Below are 19,387 nucleotides of genomic sequence, written 5' to 3'. Positions count from 1 at the left end.
GGTTCATGAGCAAGGGAAGTACCAATAGTGACGCCCCATTTGGCACGTTGTTGGGGTATGCGCCGGGTGGCGTAGCGATTTACTCTTCAAATTACAGCAGCTTAAAACCGGGCGACATGCCTGATGACGCATCGTTTCGTAGCTACATCGACAACGAATACATGGGCCACAAGTGGCAGTGCGTCGAGTTCGCCCGCCGTTTCCTGTTTATCAACTACGGATTTGTCTTCACCGATGTGGGCATGGCCTACGAGATCTTTTCGCTGCGCTATCTGCGCCAGGTGGTGAACGACGCGATTCTCCCGCTTCAGGCGTTTGCCAACGGCTCCCGCCGTGCGCCGCTCGTCGGCTCTTTGCTGATCTGGCAAAAGGGCGGTGAGTTTAATGAGACCGGCCACGTGGCGGTGGTGACGCAACTGCTGGGCAACAAGGTGCGCATTGCGGAGCAGAACGTACTGCACTCGCCGCTGCCTGCAGGTCAGCAGTGGACCCGTGAGCTGACGCTTGAGGTCAAAGATGGTCACTACACGCTGCAGGACACCTTTGACGACACCACCATTCTTGGCTGGATGATTCAGACCGACGACGCACGCTACGGCCTGCCGCAACCGGCAATTGCCGGTGAAGCGCTGAAGCTTGGCGGAGCGCGACTGGAGAACAACGGTCAGTTTGAGGGCAAATGGCTGGATGAAAAAGATTCGCTCCAGCAGGCCTATATCGCCGCCAACGGTCACGTGATTAACGCCGATCCGTATCAGTACTTCACCATGACCGAAAGCGCTGAGCAGGAGCTGATCAAAGCAACCAACGAGATGCACCTGATGTATCTCCACGCCACCGACAAAGTGATGCGTGACGACAACCTGCTGGCGCTGTTCGACATCCCGAAAATCCTCTGGCCGCGCCTGCGCCTCTCCTGGCAGCGCCGTCGCCACGACATGATCACCGGGCGCATGGACTTCTGCATGGACGAACGTGGGCTGAAGGTTTACGAGTACAACGCCGACTCTGCCTCCTGCCACACCGAAGGCGGCCTGATCCTCGAACAGTGGCTGAAAACCGGCTATCGCGGTAATGGCCACAACCCAGCGGAAGATCTGCTGGGCGAGCTGGTGGGGGCGTGGAAACACAGCCAGGCGCGACCGTTCGTGCACATCATGCAGGACAACGATCTGGAAGAGAATTATCACGCTCAGTTTATGCAGCGCGCCCTTGAACAGGCAGGCTTTGAGAGCAAAATTCTCTATGGTCTGGACGAGCTGTGTTGGGATGCCGCCGGTCAACTGATTGACGGTGATGGTCGTCTGGTGAACTGCGTGTGGAAAACCTGGGCGTGGGAAACCGCCATCGAACAGGTGCGCGAGGTCGACGAAGACGAATATGCCGCCGTGCCGATTCGCACCGGTAATCCGGACAATGAAGTGCGTTTGATTGACGTGCTGCTGCGCCCGGAAGTGATGGTCTTTGAACCGCTGTGGACCGTTATCCCGGGCAATAAGGCGATTCTGCCGGTGTTGTGGTCGCTGTTCCCGAATCATCCTTATCTGCTGGATACCGATTTCGAAGTCAGCGAACACCTGGCAAAAACGGGTTATGCGATTAAGCCTATTTCCGGTCGCTGCGGCAGTAATATCGACCTGGTCAGCGGGAACGATCGGTTACTGGATCAAACCAGCGGTAAATTTGTCGATAGAAAAAATATTTACCAGCAACTTTGGTGCTTGCCAAACGTCGCAGGAAAATATATTCAGGTATGTACCTTTACCGTCGGCGGTAATTATGGCGGCACCTGTTTACGCGGTGACGAATCTCTGGTGATTAAAAAAGAGAGCGATATTGAACCGCTGGTGGTAATAAAAGATAAAGAATAAAGGCGAGTAGCCCGGACGAGGCGTTAAACACGCCGACTCCGGGGATGTTCCCGGCGTCGGGTTGCTCGGCCGGGCTACGGTAAAAGAAAGCCTGCAATAAACACAACAACAAGACAGAAAAGGAAATGAATATGCACGATCGGCGACTCGCCGTGCGCGCGGGTGAACTCAAGCCCTCCGCCGTCCGCGAACTCTTAAAACATAGTAAACTGCCCGGCGTGATTTCTCTCGGTGGCGGTATTCCAGCCCCGGAGCTTTTTGATACCGAAGGGCTGGAGCTGGCGGTGCAGAAGGTGATGAGCGAGCGATTTAACGACGCATTCCAGTACGGTTTGACTGAAGGCTACCCGCCGCTGCGTCAGGCCGTCAGCGAACTGTGTCAGGCGCGCGGTGTGGCCTGTCAGGCAAGCCATGTGTATATCACCTCTGGCTCGCAGCAGTCGCTGGATATCGTGGCCCGCACGCTGCTCGACCCGGGCGATGCGATTGTCGTCGAACGCCCAACCTACCTGGCGGCGCTGCAGGTCTTCCAGTTGGCGCAGGCCAATATTCTGAGCGTCGATACCGATGACAACGGCATGCTGATAGAGCAGCTTGCCGAACTGCTTTCCACCACCCGCGTGAAGGCCGTTTATCTGGTGCCAACCTTTGGTAATCCAGGTGGTAAAACCCTGAGTGATGACCGTCGCCGTCGCCTGGTGGAACTGGCGAAGCAGCATGATTTCGTCATCATCGAAGACGACCCGTACGGTGAAATCAGCTTTACCGATGAAGTGCAGCGCCCGCTGTACCAGCACGCGGTGGAGTTAGGCTGCGAAGATCAGGTGGTCTACACCTCAACCTTCTCCAAAATTCTGGCGCCGGGCATGCGCATTGGCTGGATTGTGATGCCGGACTGGCTGGCGCAGCAGACGGTGATCGTCAAGCAGGCCGCTGATTTGCACACCAATATGCTGTCGCAGGTGATAACCGCTGAATACCTGAGTCTGGGCCGCCTGGAAAACCAGATTGCGCTTATCCGCGAAGACTACCGTAAGAAGTGTGATGCGCTGGCCGATGCGCTGGAAAGCCGTCTGGGCGAGCATATCGAGTTCAGCCGTCCGAAGGGCGGGATGTTCCTGTGGGCGCGCTTCCGCTACCCGTTCGACACCATGAAGTGGCTGGAAAAAACGCTGGAAAACGGCGTGGTGTATGTGCCGGGTGAAGCGTTCTACAACGATAATCCGGATACCCGTACCCTGCGTCTGTCGTACTCGACGGTATCGCAGGAAGGGCTGATGACCGCCGTGGAACGCCTGGCGAAATCACTGTAATCTGCTCTTACTCCGCGCTGAACATTAGCGCGGAGTCACTTCTCTTATTCCTGGTCAGCCATCCGGTCATCAACCCAGATAAGCATTAGCGAGGCCAGAAAGGCCGCCGCCGCGGTACCCATAAATAACAACATACCCATATCCCGAATTATTCTTCTTATTATTCTGCTAATTCCGCAGCGTGATTATTTCTATCCGTGAGAGTTATTTTAATATCATGCGGGGCGCTGGCGAGGGTAAAGAAACTGTCGGCATCAATATCGAAATTAAGAATAATTTCCTTATATTTCCCACAGGTAATTAATTCTTTCGCTTCACTAATACTGTTGGCTGTAATGGTAGACATCGTAGGACCCTATTAGAAAACTCAGAAGAAAATAAGAGCAAGCGCTTATCAGATCAACTACTTTTTCCTGGGGTCTTTATCAGATGAAATCCTGATGATGTTAACGGGCAAAAGATAATGTCTGATTTAACTTAAGCTACAGATTTTCGTTTTAACGTGGCGCATTTCTCCGCTGCAATCCACCCGGATAAGAGCGCTATCTGCTACCAGAAGGGAACCACCATCTAACCCGTTCATTGTAGGGCGGGCGTACCTCGTGAAGAGGAAATCTTTACGCCAGTGAACTTGCTACCGTATTCCCCATTGAAATTGGGTACAAAATAAGCGGTAAAAATGAGCAATGTCGTTCCAGGTGTAAGCGGCTATCAAGGGCCAGCGGGTGGATGGGGTGCGGTTAAAGCGGTGACTGCCTCGGTGTTTTCACAAAAGGCCGTCGCGCGCGATATCATCGCGATGTTCCGCATGAACCAGGTCAAAGGTTTTGATTGCCCCGGTTGCGCCTGGCCTGACCCTGGCCACCGTTCACCGATGGAGCTTTGCGAAAACGGCGTGAAGGCCGTTTCCTGGGAAACGACCAGCAAGAAAGCTTCCCCGGAATTTTTCCGCCAGCATACGGTAGCTGAACTGTGGCATTACAGTGACTATGCGCTGGAAAACATTGGCCGCCTGACTCACCCAATGAAGTATGACGCCGCAACTGACACCTGGCAGGCGGTGGAGTGGCAGACAGCTTTCGCGGAAATCGGTGAGCAGCTGCGCGGCCTGGCCTCCCCGGAACAGGTAGAGTTTTATACCTCCGGGCGTACCTCCAACGAAGCGGCGTTCCTCTACCAGCTGTTTGCCCGCGAATACGGCAGCAGCAACTTCCCGGATTGTTCCAACATGTGCCACGGGCCGACCAGTGCGGGCCTGACGCCCTCTATTGGCCTGGGGAAAGGCACCGTCGAACTCGACGATTTTGAACACTGTGACCTGGTTATTTGCATCGGCCACAACCCTGGTACCAACCATCCACGTATGCTCACCACGCTGCGTGAAGTGGCGCAGCGTGGCGCTCGCATCATCTCTATCAACCCGCTGGCGGAAAGGGGGCTTGAACGCTTTAGCTTCCCACAAAGCCCAACGGATATGCTCAAAGGCCACGCCACCACTCTCAGCAACGAATACTACCAGGTGAAAATGGGCGGCGATGCCTCGCTGCTCAAAGGGATCATGAAAGCGCTGATCGAGATGGATGAAGCCCGTATTTTGCTTGGCCAGGAACCGTGCCTCGACCGCGCGTTTCTGGTTGAGCATACCCACGGCTATCAGGAGCTGTATGACGACCTGCACCGTTGTCGCTGGGCGGAGCTGGAACAGGACTCCGGACTGACTCGCAGCCAGATGGAAGACCTCGCCGACCGTTACGACAAATCGAACGCCACCATCATCTGTTACGGGCTGGGTATCACCCAGCATAAGAACGGCACGGAGAACGTGCAGCAGCTGGTGAACCTGCTGTTGCTGAAGGGCAATATGGGCAAGAAAGGGGCGGGGATCTGCCCGCTGCGCGGTCACTCTAACGTGCAGGGCGACCGCTCGGTAGGAATTAATGAAGCGGCGTCAGAGGAATTTCTGCTGCGGCTCGAAGGGCGCTTTAACATCAGCGTCTCTCGCAAACACGGTCGCTCCAGCGTGGAGAGCATTCGCGCCATCGAACGTGGCGACGCCAAAGCGCTTATCTGCATGGGCGGTAACCTGGCAGTGGCGATGCCGCAGCCGCAGCGCACCTTTGAGGCGATGAAAAAGCTCGATCTACAGGTGCACGTGGCGACAAAGTTAAATCGTTCGCATCTGCTGATGGCGAAACACAACTACCTGCTGCCAGCGCTGGGTCGAACCGAGCGCGATATGCAGGCTAGCGGGATTCAGTCGGTAACCGTGGAAGATTCAATGTCGATGGTGCATGCCTCCTGCGGCGCGCTGAAACCCGCTTCGCGTTGGTTGAAGTCAGAGCCAGCGATTGTGGCGGAGATGGCGCGCGCCACCTTGCCGAACTCCCCGGTGAACTGGGAAGCGATGATGGGCGACTATGCGCTGATCCGCGACGCGATTGCCGACGTGATCCCGGCGTTTGCCCACTATAACGCCCGCATTGCCGAGCCGGGCGGTTTCCGCATGGATACGCCAGCCTCGCGCCGTGAGTGGAATACCCCCACCGGCAAGGCTAACTTTGTGGTGAGCCGCCAGCGCGCCGTGGAGCGCGAGCTGCAGCCCGCCGATGCGCTGGTGCTGGCAACATTGCGCAGCCACGATCAGTACAACACCACCATTTATGGCATGAACGACCGCTATCGTGGGATCACTGGGCGTCGCGACGTGGCCTTCTTAAGCCAGGCAGAAGCCGATTCGCGCGGACTGGTAGAAGGCGATGTGATTAATATTCAGGCGCTGGACGATAACGGCAAGCCGAGCGAAGGCCGCGCGATGCTCGGCCTGACGGTGGTGGTTTACAGCATGGCGAGCGGTTCGATTGGAGCCTATCTGCCGGAAGCGAATGTGCTGCTCTCATTGGATGCGGTGGACACGAAAAGTCTGACACCCGCTTATAAGAGCGTGCCGGTACTGATAACCAAAGCATAGGTCGCGCAGACCGTCCTCTCAAAACCAGCCGTCAGGCTGGTTTTGTCGTTTGTAACGATAGCATCGCTTCATGGTAATGAGATTTATTCGCAATAATGCCTTTACAGTGAAATCTTAAAGATGTATTTTAAATGCATCTTATGAAGCGGAGGTCATTATGAGCCATCTCAGAATTCCAAAAAACTGGACCATCAAACGTTCCACCCCATTCTTTACGAAAGACAACGTGCCTGCTGCGCTGCTCAGCCACCACAACACCGCCGCCGGTATTTTTGGTCAGCTCTGCGTGATGGAAGGGACGGTGACCTACTACGGTTTCGCCAATGGCGAGGCCACCGAGCCGGAGGTTAAAGTGGTGATTAATGCCGGTAGCTTCGCGACCAGCCCGCCACAGTACTGGCACCGTATCGAGATGACCGACGATGCGCAGTTCAACATCAACTTCTGGGCCGAACCTGAATTCTCCGGTGACGAAGTCTACAGCGCGAAAAAATCCTAACCCTGCCGCTTCCCCATCAGCGTTGATGGGGAAGCCCTCCCGATAGTGTAAAACGCCATGCTGACATTCTTCACAAACGCGTCGACGCGAGTCGATTACGGCGAGCAGGAGTGCTGCCGCGAACAGCCTTTACTCCACGTTGCCGAATATCAGGAATATCTATACTGCGAAGGACCAGACTGCCCCGCAAGTCACACGGAGCGTCATGCTGACGCTGCATCAATTCGTTAAATCATTAGGGTGCTGACATGAAGATTGTCGCTATTGAGGCCAATATTGCCGCAGGAAAAACCACGCTGCTTGACCCCCTGGCTCAGGCGCTATCCGAGAAAACGGGCGTCAGCTGGAAAGTCATTCGAGAGCCGGTGGATGAAGACCCTGTGTTTCTCGAGCTGCTGCAGGTCTTCGTCGAAAACCCCCGCGATGCGGATGCGAGGGTGGCTTTCCAGCTTTATATTACCCGCAGCCGACAGGCGCTTTTACAGGATATTCCAGACGGCAATTACGTAATTGAGCGTTCGCTGTTTAGCGATATCGTGTTCTGCCACGTTAACTTCCTGATGACCGAACAGCCATCGGCCCGCTATATGTCCTATTTCTATCAAATAAAGCATTACCTGAAGTGCTACCCGCAGATTGACCTGGTGGTTTACGTCGACCGGGACGTGGAGTCGTGCTTTAACGCCTGCATGGCGCGTGGCCGGGCGGGGGAGAGCGAATATACGCTGGACTATTTTGCCGATCTTAAAGCGTTTCACGATGCCTGCCTGCCGCAGATTACCCGCCAGTACGGATCTAAACTGCTGACGCATCGCGTGGAGTCAGGGTTTGCCTGCCCGGAAACACTCGCGGATTCCATTGTTGAAAGCCTGAAATAGCATGTTGAATCTATGCCATGGCGCAGCGCCTCCTATGAGATGCTGCGCCTGAGGTCGTTGTTCATTCCCACCGTCTTCCATTCCTCCCTGTCGAAAAGCAGCGCCTATACTCTCATTGGGGCGTTTTATTACCGTAATGACTCCCCAAAATGGATTAAATTGAGCGGTTTAAATTGCTGTGAATCAATAATTGTATTTTTGTTTATTTGTCGTTAATTGATTTAGATCAATTTATTTGAATGTGAAAAATAAGTTAAATTATGAATCTGAACACGCTCTTTACATAAAATTACAAATTGAGTCGCGGACGTATCAGTACGAGCAAAATCTTATTAATGGAAAAATCCTAAAACACGATTATCTATTTCATTGATCTACTTGTTTTTATTAAATAATTGATCGATTAAGACGATCTATATTCCTTTAATCAATTGATTATATCTATCAATAATAATTAATTGATCGTTTTTGACGATATATATTCACTGTGTATATAATTAAACCGAAATTTAGCAAACAGATTTATAGAATCAGGAACTACGGATATTAGATAAAAACTCAGACCAGGACGTTGGGGTAATATATGAGGCAATGTATTATCTCGGATAACAGTTTTTTTCTTTTGGCATTACAGGATGATGATGTTATCCAGGATGGCAACGTTTCAACGATCCACTCTCGGCAATTGAGGTCGAAGTGCTACTTAAGCACATCGGTTCGAGATATCTTCGTTGTTTATATTTCTGATGTTGTAGAGCGACATCGGATACTTAGTTTATTGGCTTCACCGACTTCTCGTTGTCGAATTGTACTGCTATACAAGATGGAAGCGTCTTCCGGGGGCGATTTTCAGGGGCCTTTTCCTTGGCTAGTCTCTGAAAAAATAGGCTTTTCCGATCTTTACTCATGCCTGTATAAGGCGGGTAAATCTATTTACGATCGGAGAGATTTCTCTGAGAAAGAGCTGACTGTTTTTCGCTATCTATGCGAAGGATATTCAGTATCCCAAATAAATAAGCTAGCAGGGTTCAGTGAGAAACATATTTATTATGTGAGGCAGAAAACTAAAAGGATGTTTGGCCTGCGCGGAAATAATGCTGCGGCGCTCTCTTTTTATCTCGATATTTCTAAGCTCAATCGACGGTGGTAGTGCCATTGCTGGTGGTCAGCAATGGCACTATTGCCATGAGCAGGGAAATTTCACTTAAGTAATAAAAAACGTGTCTGGTGATGCTTCCGCTATCACCTCTTATCGCTGTTTTTAACAAAATGAGAATAAGATTCTCTATTAATAAGGAGTAGGTTTTATGGAAATTAATAAAGTCGCGCTGGTTATTATCTCTGCGCTGTCTATGGCTTCAACCGCTGCATTAGCGGCGGATACCACGACCGTAAATGGCGGTACCGTTCATTTTAAAGGTGAAGTCGTTAACGCTGCCTGCGCCGTTGATGCCGGTTCTATCGACCAGACCGTGCAGATGGGCCAGGTTCGTTCCGCAAAACTGGCGACGGCGGGCAGCACCAGCTCCGCAGTGGGCTTTAACATTCAGTTGAACGACTGCGATACCACCGTCTCTACCAAAGCGTCAGTGGCCTTCTCCGGCACGGCGATTGATACCACCAATACCACCGTTCTGGCGCTGCAAGGTTCAGCTTCCGGCGGCGCGTCTAACGTCGGTATTCAGATCCTCGACAACAAAGGCAAACCGCTGGCATTAGACGGCGCCACCTTCAGCAGCGCGACCACGCTGAACGATGGTACCAACGTGATTCCGTTCCAGGCGCGTTACTACGCCACCGGTGCGGCAACCGCGGGTGCGGCGAACGCTGACGCCACCTTCAAAGTGCAGTACGAGTAACCCATTCGGCAGGGACGACGTTCGGGGCCAGGGGGGCCCAGTTATCCGTGAAGGAACGGAGATGATAACGATGCAATGGATGAAATGGGGCCTGCTGGTTGCCATGTCGCCAGCCGTGGCGCTGGCTGGAAATCACTGGAACGTGACGGTCCCCGGCGGAAATATGCGCTTTCAGGGCGTCGTCGTCGCTGAAGCCTGTAGCGTCGCGGCGGGGGATCGCCTGATGACGGTAAAAATGGGCCAGGTCAGCAGCCATCGTTTTCATGCGGTAGGCGAAGAGTCCAACCCGATTGCTTTTGATATCCATCTTGAAGATTGCAGCACCGAGGTCAGTCAACACGTCGGCGTGTCATTTCAGGGCGTGGCTGATGGCAAAGACCCGAACGTGCTCTCGGTGGGCGAAGGCGCGGGGATTGCTACCGGTATTGGTATCGCGCTGTTTGATGACCAGGGCGGGCGAATTGCGCTGAACGACGATCCCGTGCGCTGGGTGCGGCTCCACGACGGGCCGACCACGTTGCACTTTGTGGCGAAGTACCGATCGACCGCTCGGCAGGTCGTCGGCGGTACGGCCAATGCGCAGGCCTGGTTTGCATTGACCTACCAGTAATGAACCGAACGCAGGATATGACGGTAAGTACAACAAGGGTAAACATGAAAAGAACGTTGATGATGGTGTTCGGGCTGCTGATGGTGGCAACCGGGCTGGTTTCGCGCGCGGAAGCGGGCGTGGCGTTGGGGGCGACCCGCGTGATTTACCCGGCAGGGCAAAAGCAGGTTCCGCTGGCGGTCACCAACACCGATGAAAACGGCACCTACCTGATCCAGTCATGGGTGGAAAACGCTGCGGGAACGAAAGACGGACGCTTTGTGGTGACGCCGCCGCTGTTTGCGATGCAGGGAAAAAAAGAGAACACCTTACGTATTCTCGACGCCTCCAATAACCAGCTGCCACAGGACAGAGAAAGCCTGTTCTGGATGAACGTCAAAGCCATTCCGGCGATGGACAAATCTAAGCTTAACGACAACACCCTGCAACTGGCGATTATCAGCCGCATCAAGCTCTACTACCGCCCGGCTAAGCTTGCCATGCCGCCGGAAGAGGCTGCTCAGAAACTGACGTTTCGTCGCAACGCCGGCAAGCTCACGCTTATCAACCCTTCGCCCTATTACCTGACGGTTACCGAACTTAGCGTGGGCACGCGTGGGCTGGAAAACGCGCTGGTGCCACCGCTGGGCGAAACCAGCGTGAAAATTCCGGATGAGGCGAGCGGCGAGATTACCTACAGAACTATTAATGACTACGGTGCACTGACGCCGCGCGTCATCGGCGTGATGCGTTAAACAACGGGAATTTCCCGTATCCCTTGAACAGAATAAGAACAGACTGCCGGGCGATGTCGAACCGGAGGGACTATGTCATATCTGAAATTTGGCCTCGACCATTTGCAGGCCCGACGTATACGGCTGACGCAACTCTCCGTTGCGACGTTGCTCGCTTCACCGGCCTTTCTCGCTCAGGCGGAGCTCTACTTTAACCCGCGTTTTCTGGCCGACGACCCGGCTGCCGTCGCGGATCTTTCTAGCTTTGAGAAGGGGCAGGAGCTACCGCCGGGCACCTATCGTATGGATATCTATCTGAACGATGGCTTTATGACCACTCGTGATGTCACCTTCAGCGCCGGTGAAAACGGCCACGGTTTGATGCCGTGCCTGACGCGCGGCCAGCTTGCCAGCATGGGGCTTAATACGGCTGTGATTAAGGGAATGGAAGCGCTAGAGCCTGATGCTTGTGTACCGTTTACGGAGATGATCAAGGATGCGACCATCCGCCTGGACGTCGGCCAGCAGCGTCTGTACCTGACCATTCCTCAGGCCTATATGGGAAACCAAGCGCGCGGCTATATTTCGCCTGAGCTGTGGGATAACGGGATCACCGCCGGGCTGCTGAACTACAACTTCACCGGTAATAACGTACAAAACCGCGTTGGTGGCAGCAGCCAGTACGCCTATTTAAACCTGCAAAGCGGGCTCAACGTTGGCGCGTGGCGGCTGCGTGATAACAGCACCTGGAGCTACAGCAGCGGTTCAACCAGCCAGAATCAATGGCAGCACGTCAACACCTGGCTGGAACGTGATATCACGCCGTTTCGCTCGCGCCTGACGCTAGGCGACAGCTACACCAACGGCGACGTCTTTGACGGCATTAACTTTCGCGGAGCGCAGCTGGCATCCGATGACAATATGCTGCCGGATAGCCAGAAAGGCTTTGCGCCGGTGATCCACTGTATTGCGCGTGGTACGGCCCAGGTCTCTATCAAACAGAACGGCTATGAGATTTACCACAGTACGGTGCCGCCGGGTCCCTTCACCATTAACGATCTCTATGCGGCGGGCAACGGCGGCGATCTTCAGGTCGCCATCAAAGAGGCGGACGGCAGCGTTCAGAGCTTCACCGTGCCGTACTCTTCGGTTCCGGTCCTGCAGCGTGAAGGCCACACCCGCTACGCGCTGACTGCCGGGAAATACCGCAGCGGCAACGATCTCCAGGAAGATCCTACCTTCTTTCAAAGCACGCTGATGCACGGGCTACCGGCAGGATGGACGCTCTATGGTGGCACCCAACTGGCAGACCGCTATCGCGCCTTTAACCTGGGCGTCGGGAAAAATATGGGCGATCTGGGCGCGCTGTCGGTGGATATCACCCAGGCCAACGCCACGCTGCCCGATGACAGTGAACAGCAGGGCCAGTCGGTACGATTTCTCTATAACAAATCGCTCAGCGAACTGGGTACCAATATTCAACTGGTGGGCTATCGCTACTCCACGCAGGGCTACTACAGCTTTGCCGATACTACCTACCAGCGCATGAGCGGCCATAGCGTAGTGACCGAGGACGGGCCGGTTTACGTGAAGCCGAAATTCACCGACTACTACAACCTGGCCTATAGCAAACGGGGCAAGGTGCAGGTGAGCGTGACCCAGCAGCTAGGCCGTACCGCCACCCTTTACGTAAGCGGTAGCCGCCAAAGCTACTGGGGAACCGACAGCGCGGATGAACAGTTCCAGGTCGGGCTGAATACCGCCGTCAGTGACATCAACTGGACGCTGAGCTACAGCCTGACCAAAAACGCCTGGCAGGATGGGCGTGACCAGATGCTGGCCGTGAACGTCAACATTCCATTCAGCCACTGGCTGCGCTCAGACAACCAATCCGTCTGGCGACACGCCAGCGCCAGCTACAGCATGTCTGACGATCTTAACGGTCGCATGAGCAACCTGGCCGGGCTGTACGGCACGCTGCTGGAAGATAACAACCTGAGCTACAGCGTGCAGACCGGCTACGCCAGCGGCGGGGAAGGCTCTAGCGGCAGCACCGGCTATGCGGCACTGAACTATCGCGGCGGTTATGGTAACGCCAACGTCGGTTACAGCCACAGCGACAGCCTGAAGCAGCTCTATTACGGCATGAGCGGCGGCGTGCTGGCGCATGCCAATGGCGTGACGCTAAGCCAACCGCTGAACGACACGGTTGTGCTGGTGAGCGCGCCGGGTGCGGAAGGCACAAGGGTGGAAAACCAGACCGGGGTGCGCACCGACTGGCGCGGCTACGCCGTCCTGCCGTACGCCACCGAGTATCGTGAAAACCGCGTGGCGCTCGACACCAACTCGCTGGCAGATAACGTCGATTTAGACGACGCGGTGGTCAACGTGGTGCCCACTCACGGGGCGATTGTGCGGGCGAAGTTTAAAACGCGGGTAGGGATGAAGCTGCTAATGACGCTCACACATCGCGGCAAGCTGGTGCCTTTCGGTGCGGTGGTGACTTCAGCAGACAATCAGAACAGCAGCATCGTGGCGGATAACGGCCTCGTTTACCTGAGCGGTATGCCGCTTGCCGGGAAGGTTCAGGTGGTATGGGGCGAAGGCGACGATGCCCGCTGCGTGGCGGACTACCGCATCCCAAATGAGAGCCTGGAACAGACGCTGATTCAGCTATCGGCCGTGTGCCGCTAAGGACAGAATAATGAGAACTCCCTTTTATCTGCTCAGCGTGTGCTTGGCGCTGACGGCTACCTGCGCGCTAGCGGCAGATAGCACGATAACCATTACCGGCAACGTCAGGGATAACGGCTGCGCCGTGGCGGGAGAGTCGAAGGATTTTACCGTCGACCTGATGAACAACGCCGCTAAACAGTTCGACGCCGTTGGCGCAACTACGCCCGCCGTCCCGTTTCGCATCGTGCTCTCGCCGTGCGGCGGGGCGGTCAGCGCAGTGAAGGTGGGATTTACCGGCGTGGCGGATAACGGCAATACCAGCCTGTTAAAGCTGGGCAGTGGCGCGTCTGCCGCGGCAGGAATGGGGGTGCAGATCCTCAACGGGCAGCAGACCACGCTGCCGATTAACGCTGCATCGTCGACCATTCCATGGACGACGCTCACCCCCGGCCAGACTAACACGCTGAACTTTTACGCCCGCCTGATGGCGACGCAGGTGCCGGTCACCCCGGGCCACGTTAACGCCACGGCGACGTTCACTCTTGAATTTCAGTAAGCGGAGGCGCAGATGAAACGGGTTTATTACGGCTGGCTGTGGGCGTTAGCCCTGATGGCGGTCTCTCCGGCGCTGTGGGCTGCCGATGTCACCATCACCGTCAACGGTAAAGTGGTGGCAAAGCCGTGCACGGTATCGACCACCAACGCCAGCGTCGAGCTTGGTGACCTCTATACCTTTAGCCTGCTTTCCGCGGGCTCAGCTTCCGCGTGGCACAGCGTGGCGCTTGAACTCAGCAACTGCCCTGTCGGCACATCAAGGGTGATCGCCAGCTTTAGCGGCACGGCGGACGCCACTGGCTACTACCAGAATCAGGGCACCGCCAAAAACATCCAGCTTGAGCTCCAGGACAACGGCGGAAACACGCTGAACACCGGCGCTACCACGACGGTGACGGTGGACGAAGCATCGCAGTCTGCGCATTTCCCGCTGCAGGTGAGGGCGCTGTCGGTGAACGGCGGTGCGACCCAGGGCACCATTAAGACGGTCATCAACGTCACCTATACCTACGCCTGACCAGGAGAAGAGAGTAATGAAAAACGTGATAGCCCTACTGACAACGCTGCTGCTGGCTGGTTGGTCGTTTAACGCCTGGTCGTTTGCCTGTAAGACGGCGAACGGTACGACCATCCCCATCGGCGGCGGCAGCGCTAACGTTTATGTGGATCTTGCGCCTGCGGTAAACGTGGGGCAAAACCTGGTGGTCGATCTCTCGACGCAGATTTTTTGTCATAACGACTACCCGGAGACCATCACCGACTATGTGACGCTGCAGCGCGGCTCGGCCTACGGCGGGGTGCTGTCGAGCTTTTCCGGCACCGTGAAATATAACGGTACCAGCTACCCGTTTCCCACCACTACCGAAACATCGCGCCTGATCTATAACTCAAAGACCGACAAGCCCTGGCCTACGGTGCTCTATTTGACGCCAATTAGCTCCGCCGGTGGTGTGGCAATTAGCTCCGGCACGCTGATTGCGAGGATGATCTTGCGCCAGACCAACAACAAGAACAGCGATGATTTTCAGTTTATCTGGAATATCTACGCCAACAATAACGTGGTGGTACCGACCGGCGGCTGCGATGTTTCCTCGCGCAACATAACGGTGACGCTACCGGATTACCCCGGCTCCACGGCCATTCCACTGACGGTTTACTGTGCGCAGAGTCAGAAGTTGGGTTACTACCTTTCAGGCACCACGGCGGATGCGGCGAACTCCATCTTCACCAACACCGCCTCGGCCTCACCGGCACAGGGGATTGGCGTGCAGCTTACGCGCAACGGCAGCGTACTTCCTGCTAATAGCACGGTGTCGCTTGGCACGGTGACGACGTCTGCCGTCAGCCTGGGGTTAACGGCCAACTACGCGCGAACCAGCGGTCAGGTGACGGCGGGGAACGTGCAGTCGATTATTGGGGTGACGTTTGTGTATCAATGAGGGCGCAGTGTCGGCACGTTTTGCGAGGCGAATTCCAGATTAACGTGATGATTTGATTAGCGTATGAAAACCGCTTGCGGCCTGTAAGTGATAGCAGTACCTTTGCCTGGCATCTGCAAAATCAGGTGCCGGGATTAGCCTCTTCGATGGCGGCATTATTGACTGCTTGTTGAAGGTTGCCCCTTATGGCTACGATCCCTACCCAGACTCACCCATCATCCGCCACACCGATAAAAACCGAGCGCCGCTACACCGTCAGCTATGTCCTTCAGCAAGGCAATACCAGCCGCCCTCCCTGAATCTCAGCGGAAAATGGCTAAAAGAGGTCGGTTTCGACACGGGAACAGGCGTCACGGTGAAGATTGCCGGAGGCTGCATTGTGCTGATCCCGGACAACGATGAAATGAAAGCACTGCGCGAAGAGATTAAGCAAGCGGTAAAGGCGGTGAAGGAGGGGGATTGAACGCGTTGTGATATCCCTGAAAAGCAAAAACCCAGCCATAGGCTGGGTTCTTTAAATAGTGGTGCCCGGACTCGGAATCGAACCAAGGACACGGGGATTTTCAATCCCCTGCTCTACCGACTGAGCTATCCGGGCAACGGGGCGCATTAAACCGTAATCGCCTCGACTCGTCAACGAAATTTATAAAATTTGCGGCGAGTTGCACAATCTATCACCACTTTGCCCGTTTTACACACTGCGTCAGGCAAAAAACGCCGTCCAGGCCGCAGAAATCGGCATCGCCAGCAGCAGCGCAGGCAGCATATTCACCACCGCAAACATCTTAATCCCGCAGATGCGCAGCCCGGTAGCCAGCAGCAACAGGCCGCCGACGGCGGTGAAGTCGGCCATCATGGCGGGGGTGGTCAGCGGCAGGATCAGGAAGGCGCAGAACGCCAGCGAGAGCTGGATGATAAGCATCGGCACGCTGATGGCGCAGACGGCAAAACCGAGCGAGCAGGCAAAGATCATCGCGGTGAAGAAATCGAGAAACGACTTGGCGATAAGAATGGTCGGGTCGCCGGTCATGCCTTCATGCATCGACCCGAAAATCCCCGTCCCGCTGGCGCAGAACAGTACGATAATCGCCACGAAGCTTTGAATAAAGTTCTCGTGCTGGCTGCTTTTTCCCGGCTTGAGCATCCGCTTTTGTACGCTGGAAACGGCTTTATTGATGCCTTTTTCCAGAAAGCAAAACTCACCAATCAGCGCGCCGACCAGCGTTGCGAGCACCATCACCGGCATATTGGCGCATTTGATAACGAGCAGAAGGCCAATCCCCAGCGAGGCAAGGCCAAAAATCGAGGTCATTGAAATGCGAATACGCTCGGGTAAACGCTGGCTGAGCAGCGCACCGATCAAGCCGCCGACCAGCACCGCGCCGGCATTAATAAATGGGCCTATTACCACGTTAACTCCTGTTACTTATCGATAAGTCCTGCATTATTATGGACTGATTAATCGGTTCAGTGCTTGTTTCTCCGTGGTATAAGTGCATAAAAATTTCGTCTTGCACCCCCTGGGGAATGGTGCCATGATTGCGCGAATTTTCTCCTTTCCTGAATCGGGGCCGCCTGCAATGACATCTTTGCCATTACATCGCCAATGCCACTTCGCCTGCTCGCGAAGGTCTGCCCCTTTCTCATTGCTCACCATGCGGTGAAGCCAACGCACGCTCACTGCAGGACAACAGTAAGATTAGACCATGTCTGCTTTTACTGATGTCTGGCGGTCGGAGCTGTAACCCAGTTGCACCCAGACGCTTTATGGGGCAAAGCCAGAGGCTTTGTCCGGGGCTTTTACTCTCCCTGAGTGGGTCGTTGCGCTTATGAAATCAATGCACATTGCTGCCAGTCGCGAACTGGTCTCCCGTCTCTCCACCCATCGCAGCGTGGTAGCGCTGGACGGCACCGACTTTACCGATGTGGCAGCAGTCGTCATTACGGTGGCGGATAGCCACAGCGGCATCCTGGCATTACTCAAACGTACTGGCTTTAACCTGCCGATCTTCGTGCTGACGGCGGACGCGATCGGCGTGCCGGAAGGCGTGAATGCGGTGATTAGCGGAAAAGAGCAGGAGTGGCTGGAGCTGGAAACGGCAGCCTGTCGCTACGAAGAAGATCTTCTGCCGCCGTTCTTCGACACCCTGACCCAGTACGTTGAAATGGGCAATAGCACCTTTGCCTGTCCGGGTCATCAGCACGGCGCGTTCTTTAAAAAGCACCCGGCGGGCCGCCAGTTCTATGACTTTTTCGGTGAGAACGTGTTTCGTGCTGACATGTGCAATGCCGACGTGAAACTCGGCGATCTGCTGATCCACGAAGGCTCAGCCAAGCACGCGCAGAAGTTCGCGGCGAAGGTCTTTAACGCCGATAAAACCTACTTTGTGCTGAACGGCACTTCGGCGGCTAACAAGGTCGTGACCAACGCGCTGCTCACTCGCGGCGATCTGGTGTTGTTCGACCGCAACAACCACAAATCCAACCACCACGGCGCGTTGATTCAGGCTGGGGCAACCCCGGTCTACCTGGAAGCGGCGCGCAACCCGTTCGGCTTTATCGGCGGCATTGACGACCACTGCTTTGACGATAGCTATCTGCGCGAGCAGATCCGCGACGTGGCGCCAGAGAAAGCCGATGACGCGCGTCCGTTCCGCCTGGCGATCATTCAGCTTGGTACCTATGACGGTACGATTTACAACGCCCGTCAGGTGGTGGATAAAATCGGCCACCTCTGCGACTACATCCTGTTCGATTCCGCGTGGGTGGGCTACGAGCAGTTTATCGACATGATGGCGGACACTTCGCCGCTGCTGCTGGATCTTAACGAAAACGATCCGGGGATTTTTGTCACTCAGTCGGTGCACAAACAGCAGGCCGGGTTCTCGCAGACCTCGCAGATCCACAAGAAAGACAATCACATTCGCGGCCAGGCACGTTTCTGCCCGCACAAGCGGCTGAACAACGCCTTTATGCTGCACGCTTCAACCAGCCCGTTCTACCCGCTGTTTGCGGCGCTGGACGTGAACGCCAAAATCCATGAAGGGGAGAGCGGCCGCCGCCTGTGGGCGGAGTGCGTTGAGCTGGGCATTGAAGCGCGTAAAGCGATTGTGGCGAACTGCAAGATGATCCAGCCGTTTATCCCGCCGATCGTCGACGGCCGCCCGTGGCAGGATCATCCGACCAAAACTATCGCCAGCGAACGTCGTTTCTTCAGCTTTGCGCCGGGTGCGCGCTGGCATGGTTTTGACGGTTACGCGCAGGATCAGTACTTCGTCGATCCGTGCAAGCTGCTGCTGACTACGCCGGGCATTGATGCACAAACCGGCGAGTACACCGAGTTTGGCATCCCGGCGACGATCCTCGCGCACTACCTGCGTGAAAACGGCATTGTGCCGGAGAAGTGCGATCTCAACTCGATCCTCTTCCTGCTGACGCCAGCGGAATCCGCTGAGAAAATGGCGCAGCTGGTGGCGATGCTCGGTCAGTTCGAACAGCATATTGAAGACGATACGCCGCTGGCCGACGTGCTGCCGACCATCTACAACAAATACCCGGTGCGCTATCGCGACTACACCCTGCGTGAACTGTGTCAGGAGATGCACGACCTGTACGTCAGCTTCGACGTGAAGGATCTGCAAAAGGCAATGTTCCGCAAAGCCAGCCTGCCGGCGGTAGTGATGAACCCGCAGGATGCCAACAGTGAGTTTATTCGCGGCAACGTTGAGCTGGTGCGTATCAGCGAAGCGGAAGGGCGCATTGCTGCCGAAGGGGCACTGCCGTACCCGCCGGGCGTGCTATGCGTGGTGCCGGGCGAGGTGTGGGGCGGTGCGGTACAGCGCTACTTCCTGGCGCTGGAAGAGGGCGTGAACCTGCTGCCGGGCTTTTCGCCGGAGCTTCAGGGGGTTTACAGCGAGAAGGATGCTGACGGGATTAGTCGGTTGTATGGGTATGTTTTGAAGTAGGGAGTGGGATTTCCCCCTCACCCTAACCCTCTCCCCGTGGG

The 19,387-nt window shown here is 55.4% G+C and carries 15 protein-coding genes and 1 tRNA gene; 13 read left to right on the top strand and 3 right to left on the bottom strand.

The features are described from left to right. Nucleotides 1-5 precede the first annotated feature (5 nt). Complete coding sequence (gss, locus tag HII27_RS13475; protein WP_185668350.1) at nucleotides 6-1,871, top strand: bifunctional glutathionylspermidine amidase/synthase; 1,866 nt, start codon at nucleotides 6-8, stop codon at nucleotides 1,869-1,871. 131 nt (nucleotides 1,872-2,002) lie between these two features. Continuing rightward, entirely contained in the window at nucleotides 2,003-3,184 is a 1,182-nt protein-coding gene (locus tag HII27_RS13470; RefSeq protein ID WP_185668349.1) for an aminotransferase-like domain-containing protein, read from the top strand. Between the two features lie 160 nt (nucleotides 3,185-3,344). Here the strand turns inward: HII27_RS13470 and HII27_RS13465 are convergent, their stop codons facing one another. Next, entirely contained in the window at nucleotides 3,345-3,530 is a 186-nt protein-coding gene (locus tag HII27_RS13465) for a P-loop NTPase family protein (protein WP_185668348.1), read from the bottom strand. A gap of 333 nt (nucleotides 3,531-3,863) precedes the next feature. Between HII27_RS13465 and HII27_RS13460 the strand changes: the two genes are divergently transcribed. The 10 genes from HII27_RS13460 to HII27_RS13415 all read left to right on the top strand — a co-directional run bounded on the left by HII27_RS13460 (nucleotide 3,864) and on the right by HII27_RS13415 (nucleotide 15,381). After that, nucleotides 3,864-6,152 (top strand): FdhF/YdeP family oxidoreductase, encoded by a 2,289-nt coding sequence (locus tag HII27_RS13460; protein ID WP_185668347.1) that lies wholly within the window; start codon nucleotides 3,864-3,866, stop codon nucleotides 6,150-6,152. Nucleotides 6,153-6,309: 157 nt separating this feature from the next. Further along, entirely contained in the window at nucleotides 6,310-6,651 is a 342-nt protein-coding gene (locus HII27_RS13455; protein ID WP_035892065.1) for a DUF1971 domain-containing protein, read from the top strand. Nucleotides 6,652-6,899: 248 nt separating this feature from the next. Beyond that, on the top strand, nucleotides 6,900-7,529 hold the full coding sequence (locus tag HII27_RS13450) for a deoxynucleoside kinase (protein WP_185668346.1): 630 nt from the start codon (nucleotides 6,900-6,902) through the stop codon (nucleotides 7,527-7,529). Nucleotides 7,530-8,836: 1,307 nt separating this feature from the next. After that, on the top strand, nucleotides 8,837-9,388 hold the full coding sequence (fimA, locus tag HII27_RS13445; protein ID WP_185668345.1) for a type 1 fimbrial major subunit FimA: 552 nt from the start codon (nucleotides 8,837-8,839) through the stop codon (nucleotides 9,386-9,388). Between the two features lie 70 nt (nucleotides 9,389-9,458). Next, the gene (fimI, locus tag HII27_RS13440) at nucleotides 9,459-9,998 is read left to right on the top strand and encodes a type 1 fimbrial minor subunit FimI (RefSeq protein WP_185668418.1); all 540 of its coding nucleotides are present in this window, start codon (nucleotides 9,459-9,461) and stop codon (nucleotides 9,996-9,998) included. Between the two features lie 17 nt (nucleotides 9,999-10,015). Then, nucleotides 10,016-10,732: a fimbria/pilus periplasmic chaperone gene (locus tag HII27_RS13435; protein ID WP_185668344.1), complete on the top strand. Its 717-nt coding sequence runs from the start codon at nucleotides 10,016-10,018 to the stop codon at nucleotides 10,730-10,732. Nucleotides 10,733-10,804: 72 nt separating this feature from the next. Next, nucleotides 10,805-13,405: a fimbrial biogenesis usher protein gene (locus HII27_RS13430; RefSeq protein WP_185668343.1), complete on the top strand. Its 2,601-nt coding sequence runs from the start codon at nucleotides 10,805-10,807 to the stop codon at nucleotides 13,403-13,405. A 10-nt stretch (nucleotides 13,406-13,415) separates the two neighbouring features. Continuing rightward, a complete protein-coding gene (fimF, locus tag HII27_RS13425) occupies nucleotides 13,416-13,943 on the top strand; it encodes a type 1 fimbrial adaptor subunit FimF (RefSeq protein ID WP_185668342.1) in 528 nt (175 codons plus the stop codon). Nucleotides 13,944-13,955: 12 nt separating this feature from the next. Continuing rightward, nucleotides 13,956-14,459 carry a type 1 fimbrial minor subunit FimG gene (gene fimG / locus HII27_RS13420; protein ID WP_185668341.1) on the top strand — a complete coding sequence of 168 codons (504 nt, stop codon included), beginning with the start codon at nucleotides 13,956-13,958 and terminating at the stop codon, nucleotides 14,457-14,459. Between the two features lie 16 nt (nucleotides 14,460-14,475). Further along, complete coding sequence (locus HII27_RS13415) at nucleotides 14,476-15,381, top strand: fimbrial protein (RefSeq protein ID WP_185668340.1); 906 nt, start codon at nucleotides 14,476-14,478, stop codon at nucleotides 15,379-15,381. A 522-nt stretch (nucleotides 15,382-15,903) separates the two neighbouring features. Here HII27_RS13415 and HII27_RS13405 read toward each other — a convergent pair. Beyond that, a tRNA-Phe gene (locus HII27_RS13405) sits at nucleotides 15,904-15,979 on the bottom strand. 105 nt (nucleotides 15,980-16,084) lie between these two features. Beyond that, nucleotides 16,085-16,792: a DUF554 domain-containing protein gene (locus HII27_RS13400; RefSeq protein WP_185668338.1), complete on the bottom strand. Its 708-nt coding sequence runs from the start codon at nucleotides 16,790-16,792 to the stop codon at nucleotides 16,085-16,087. A 418-nt stretch (nucleotides 16,793-17,210) separates the two neighbouring features. Between HII27_RS13400 and HII27_RS13395 the strand changes: the two genes are divergently transcribed. Then, on the top strand, nucleotides 17,211-19,346 hold the full coding sequence (locus HII27_RS13395) for an ornithine decarboxylase (protein WP_185668337.1): 2,136 nt from the start codon (nucleotides 17,211-17,213) through the stop codon (nucleotides 19,344-19,346). The last annotated feature ends 41 nt before the right edge of the window (nucleotides 19,347-19,387 follow it).

Source organism: Kluyvera sichuanensis (genome assembly GCF_014218705.1).
Classification (GTDB): Bacteria; Pseudomonadota; Gammaproteobacteria; order Enterobacterales; family Enterobacteriaceae; genus Kluyvera; species Kluyvera sichuanensis.
This window is presented reverse-complemented; position numbering and strand designations above follow the sequence as displayed.

Coding starts and splice junctions, on each gene's coding strand:
- gss (WP_185668350.1), top strand. CDS start 6: ATGAGCAAGGGAAGTACCAATAGTGACGCCCCATTTGGCACGTTGTTG.
- HII27_RS13470 (WP_185668349.1), top strand. CDS start 2,003: ATGCACGATCGGCGACTCGCCGTGCGCGCGGGTGAACTCAAGCCCTCC.
- HII27_RS13465 (WP_185668348.1), bottom strand. CDS start 3,530: ATGTCTACCATTACAGCCAACAGTATTAGTGAAGCGAAAGAATTAATT.
- HII27_RS13460 (WP_185668347.1), top strand. CDS start 3,864: ATGAGCAATGTCGTTCCAGGTGTAAGCGGCTATCAAGGGCCAGCGGGT.
- HII27_RS13455 (WP_035892065.1), top strand. CDS start 6,310: ATGAGCCATCTCAGAATTCCAAAAAACTGGACCATCAAACGTTCCACC.
- HII27_RS13450 (WP_185668346.1), top strand. CDS start 6,900: ATGAAGATTGTCGCTATTGAGGCCAATATTGCCGCAGGAAAAACCACG.
- fimA (WP_185668345.1), top strand. CDS start 8,837: ATGGAAATTAATAAAGTCGCGCTGGTTATTATCTCTGCGCTGTCTATG.
- fimI (WP_185668418.1), top strand. CDS start 9,459: ATGCAATGGATGAAATGGGGCCTGCTGGTTGCCATGTCGCCAGCCGTG.
- HII27_RS13435 (WP_185668344.1), top strand. CDS start 10,016: ATGACGGTAAGTACAACAAGGGTAAACATGAAAAGAACGTTGATGATG.
- HII27_RS13430 (WP_185668343.1), top strand. CDS start 10,805: ATGTCATATCTGAAATTTGGCCTCGACCATTTGCAGGCCCGACGTATA.
- fimF (WP_185668342.1), top strand. CDS start 13,416: ATGAGAACTCCCTTTTATCTGCTCAGCGTGTGCTTGGCGCTGACGGCT.
- fimG (WP_185668341.1), top strand. CDS start 13,956: ATGAAACGGGTTTATTACGGCTGGCTGTGGGCGTTAGCCCTGATGGCG.
- HII27_RS13415 (WP_185668340.1), top strand. CDS start 14,476: ATGAAAAACGTGATAGCCCTACTGACAACGCTGCTGCTGGCTGGTTGG.
- HII27_RS13395 (WP_185668337.1), top strand. CDS start 17,211: ATGAAATCAATGCACATTGCTGCCAGTCGCGAACTGGTCTCCCGTCTC.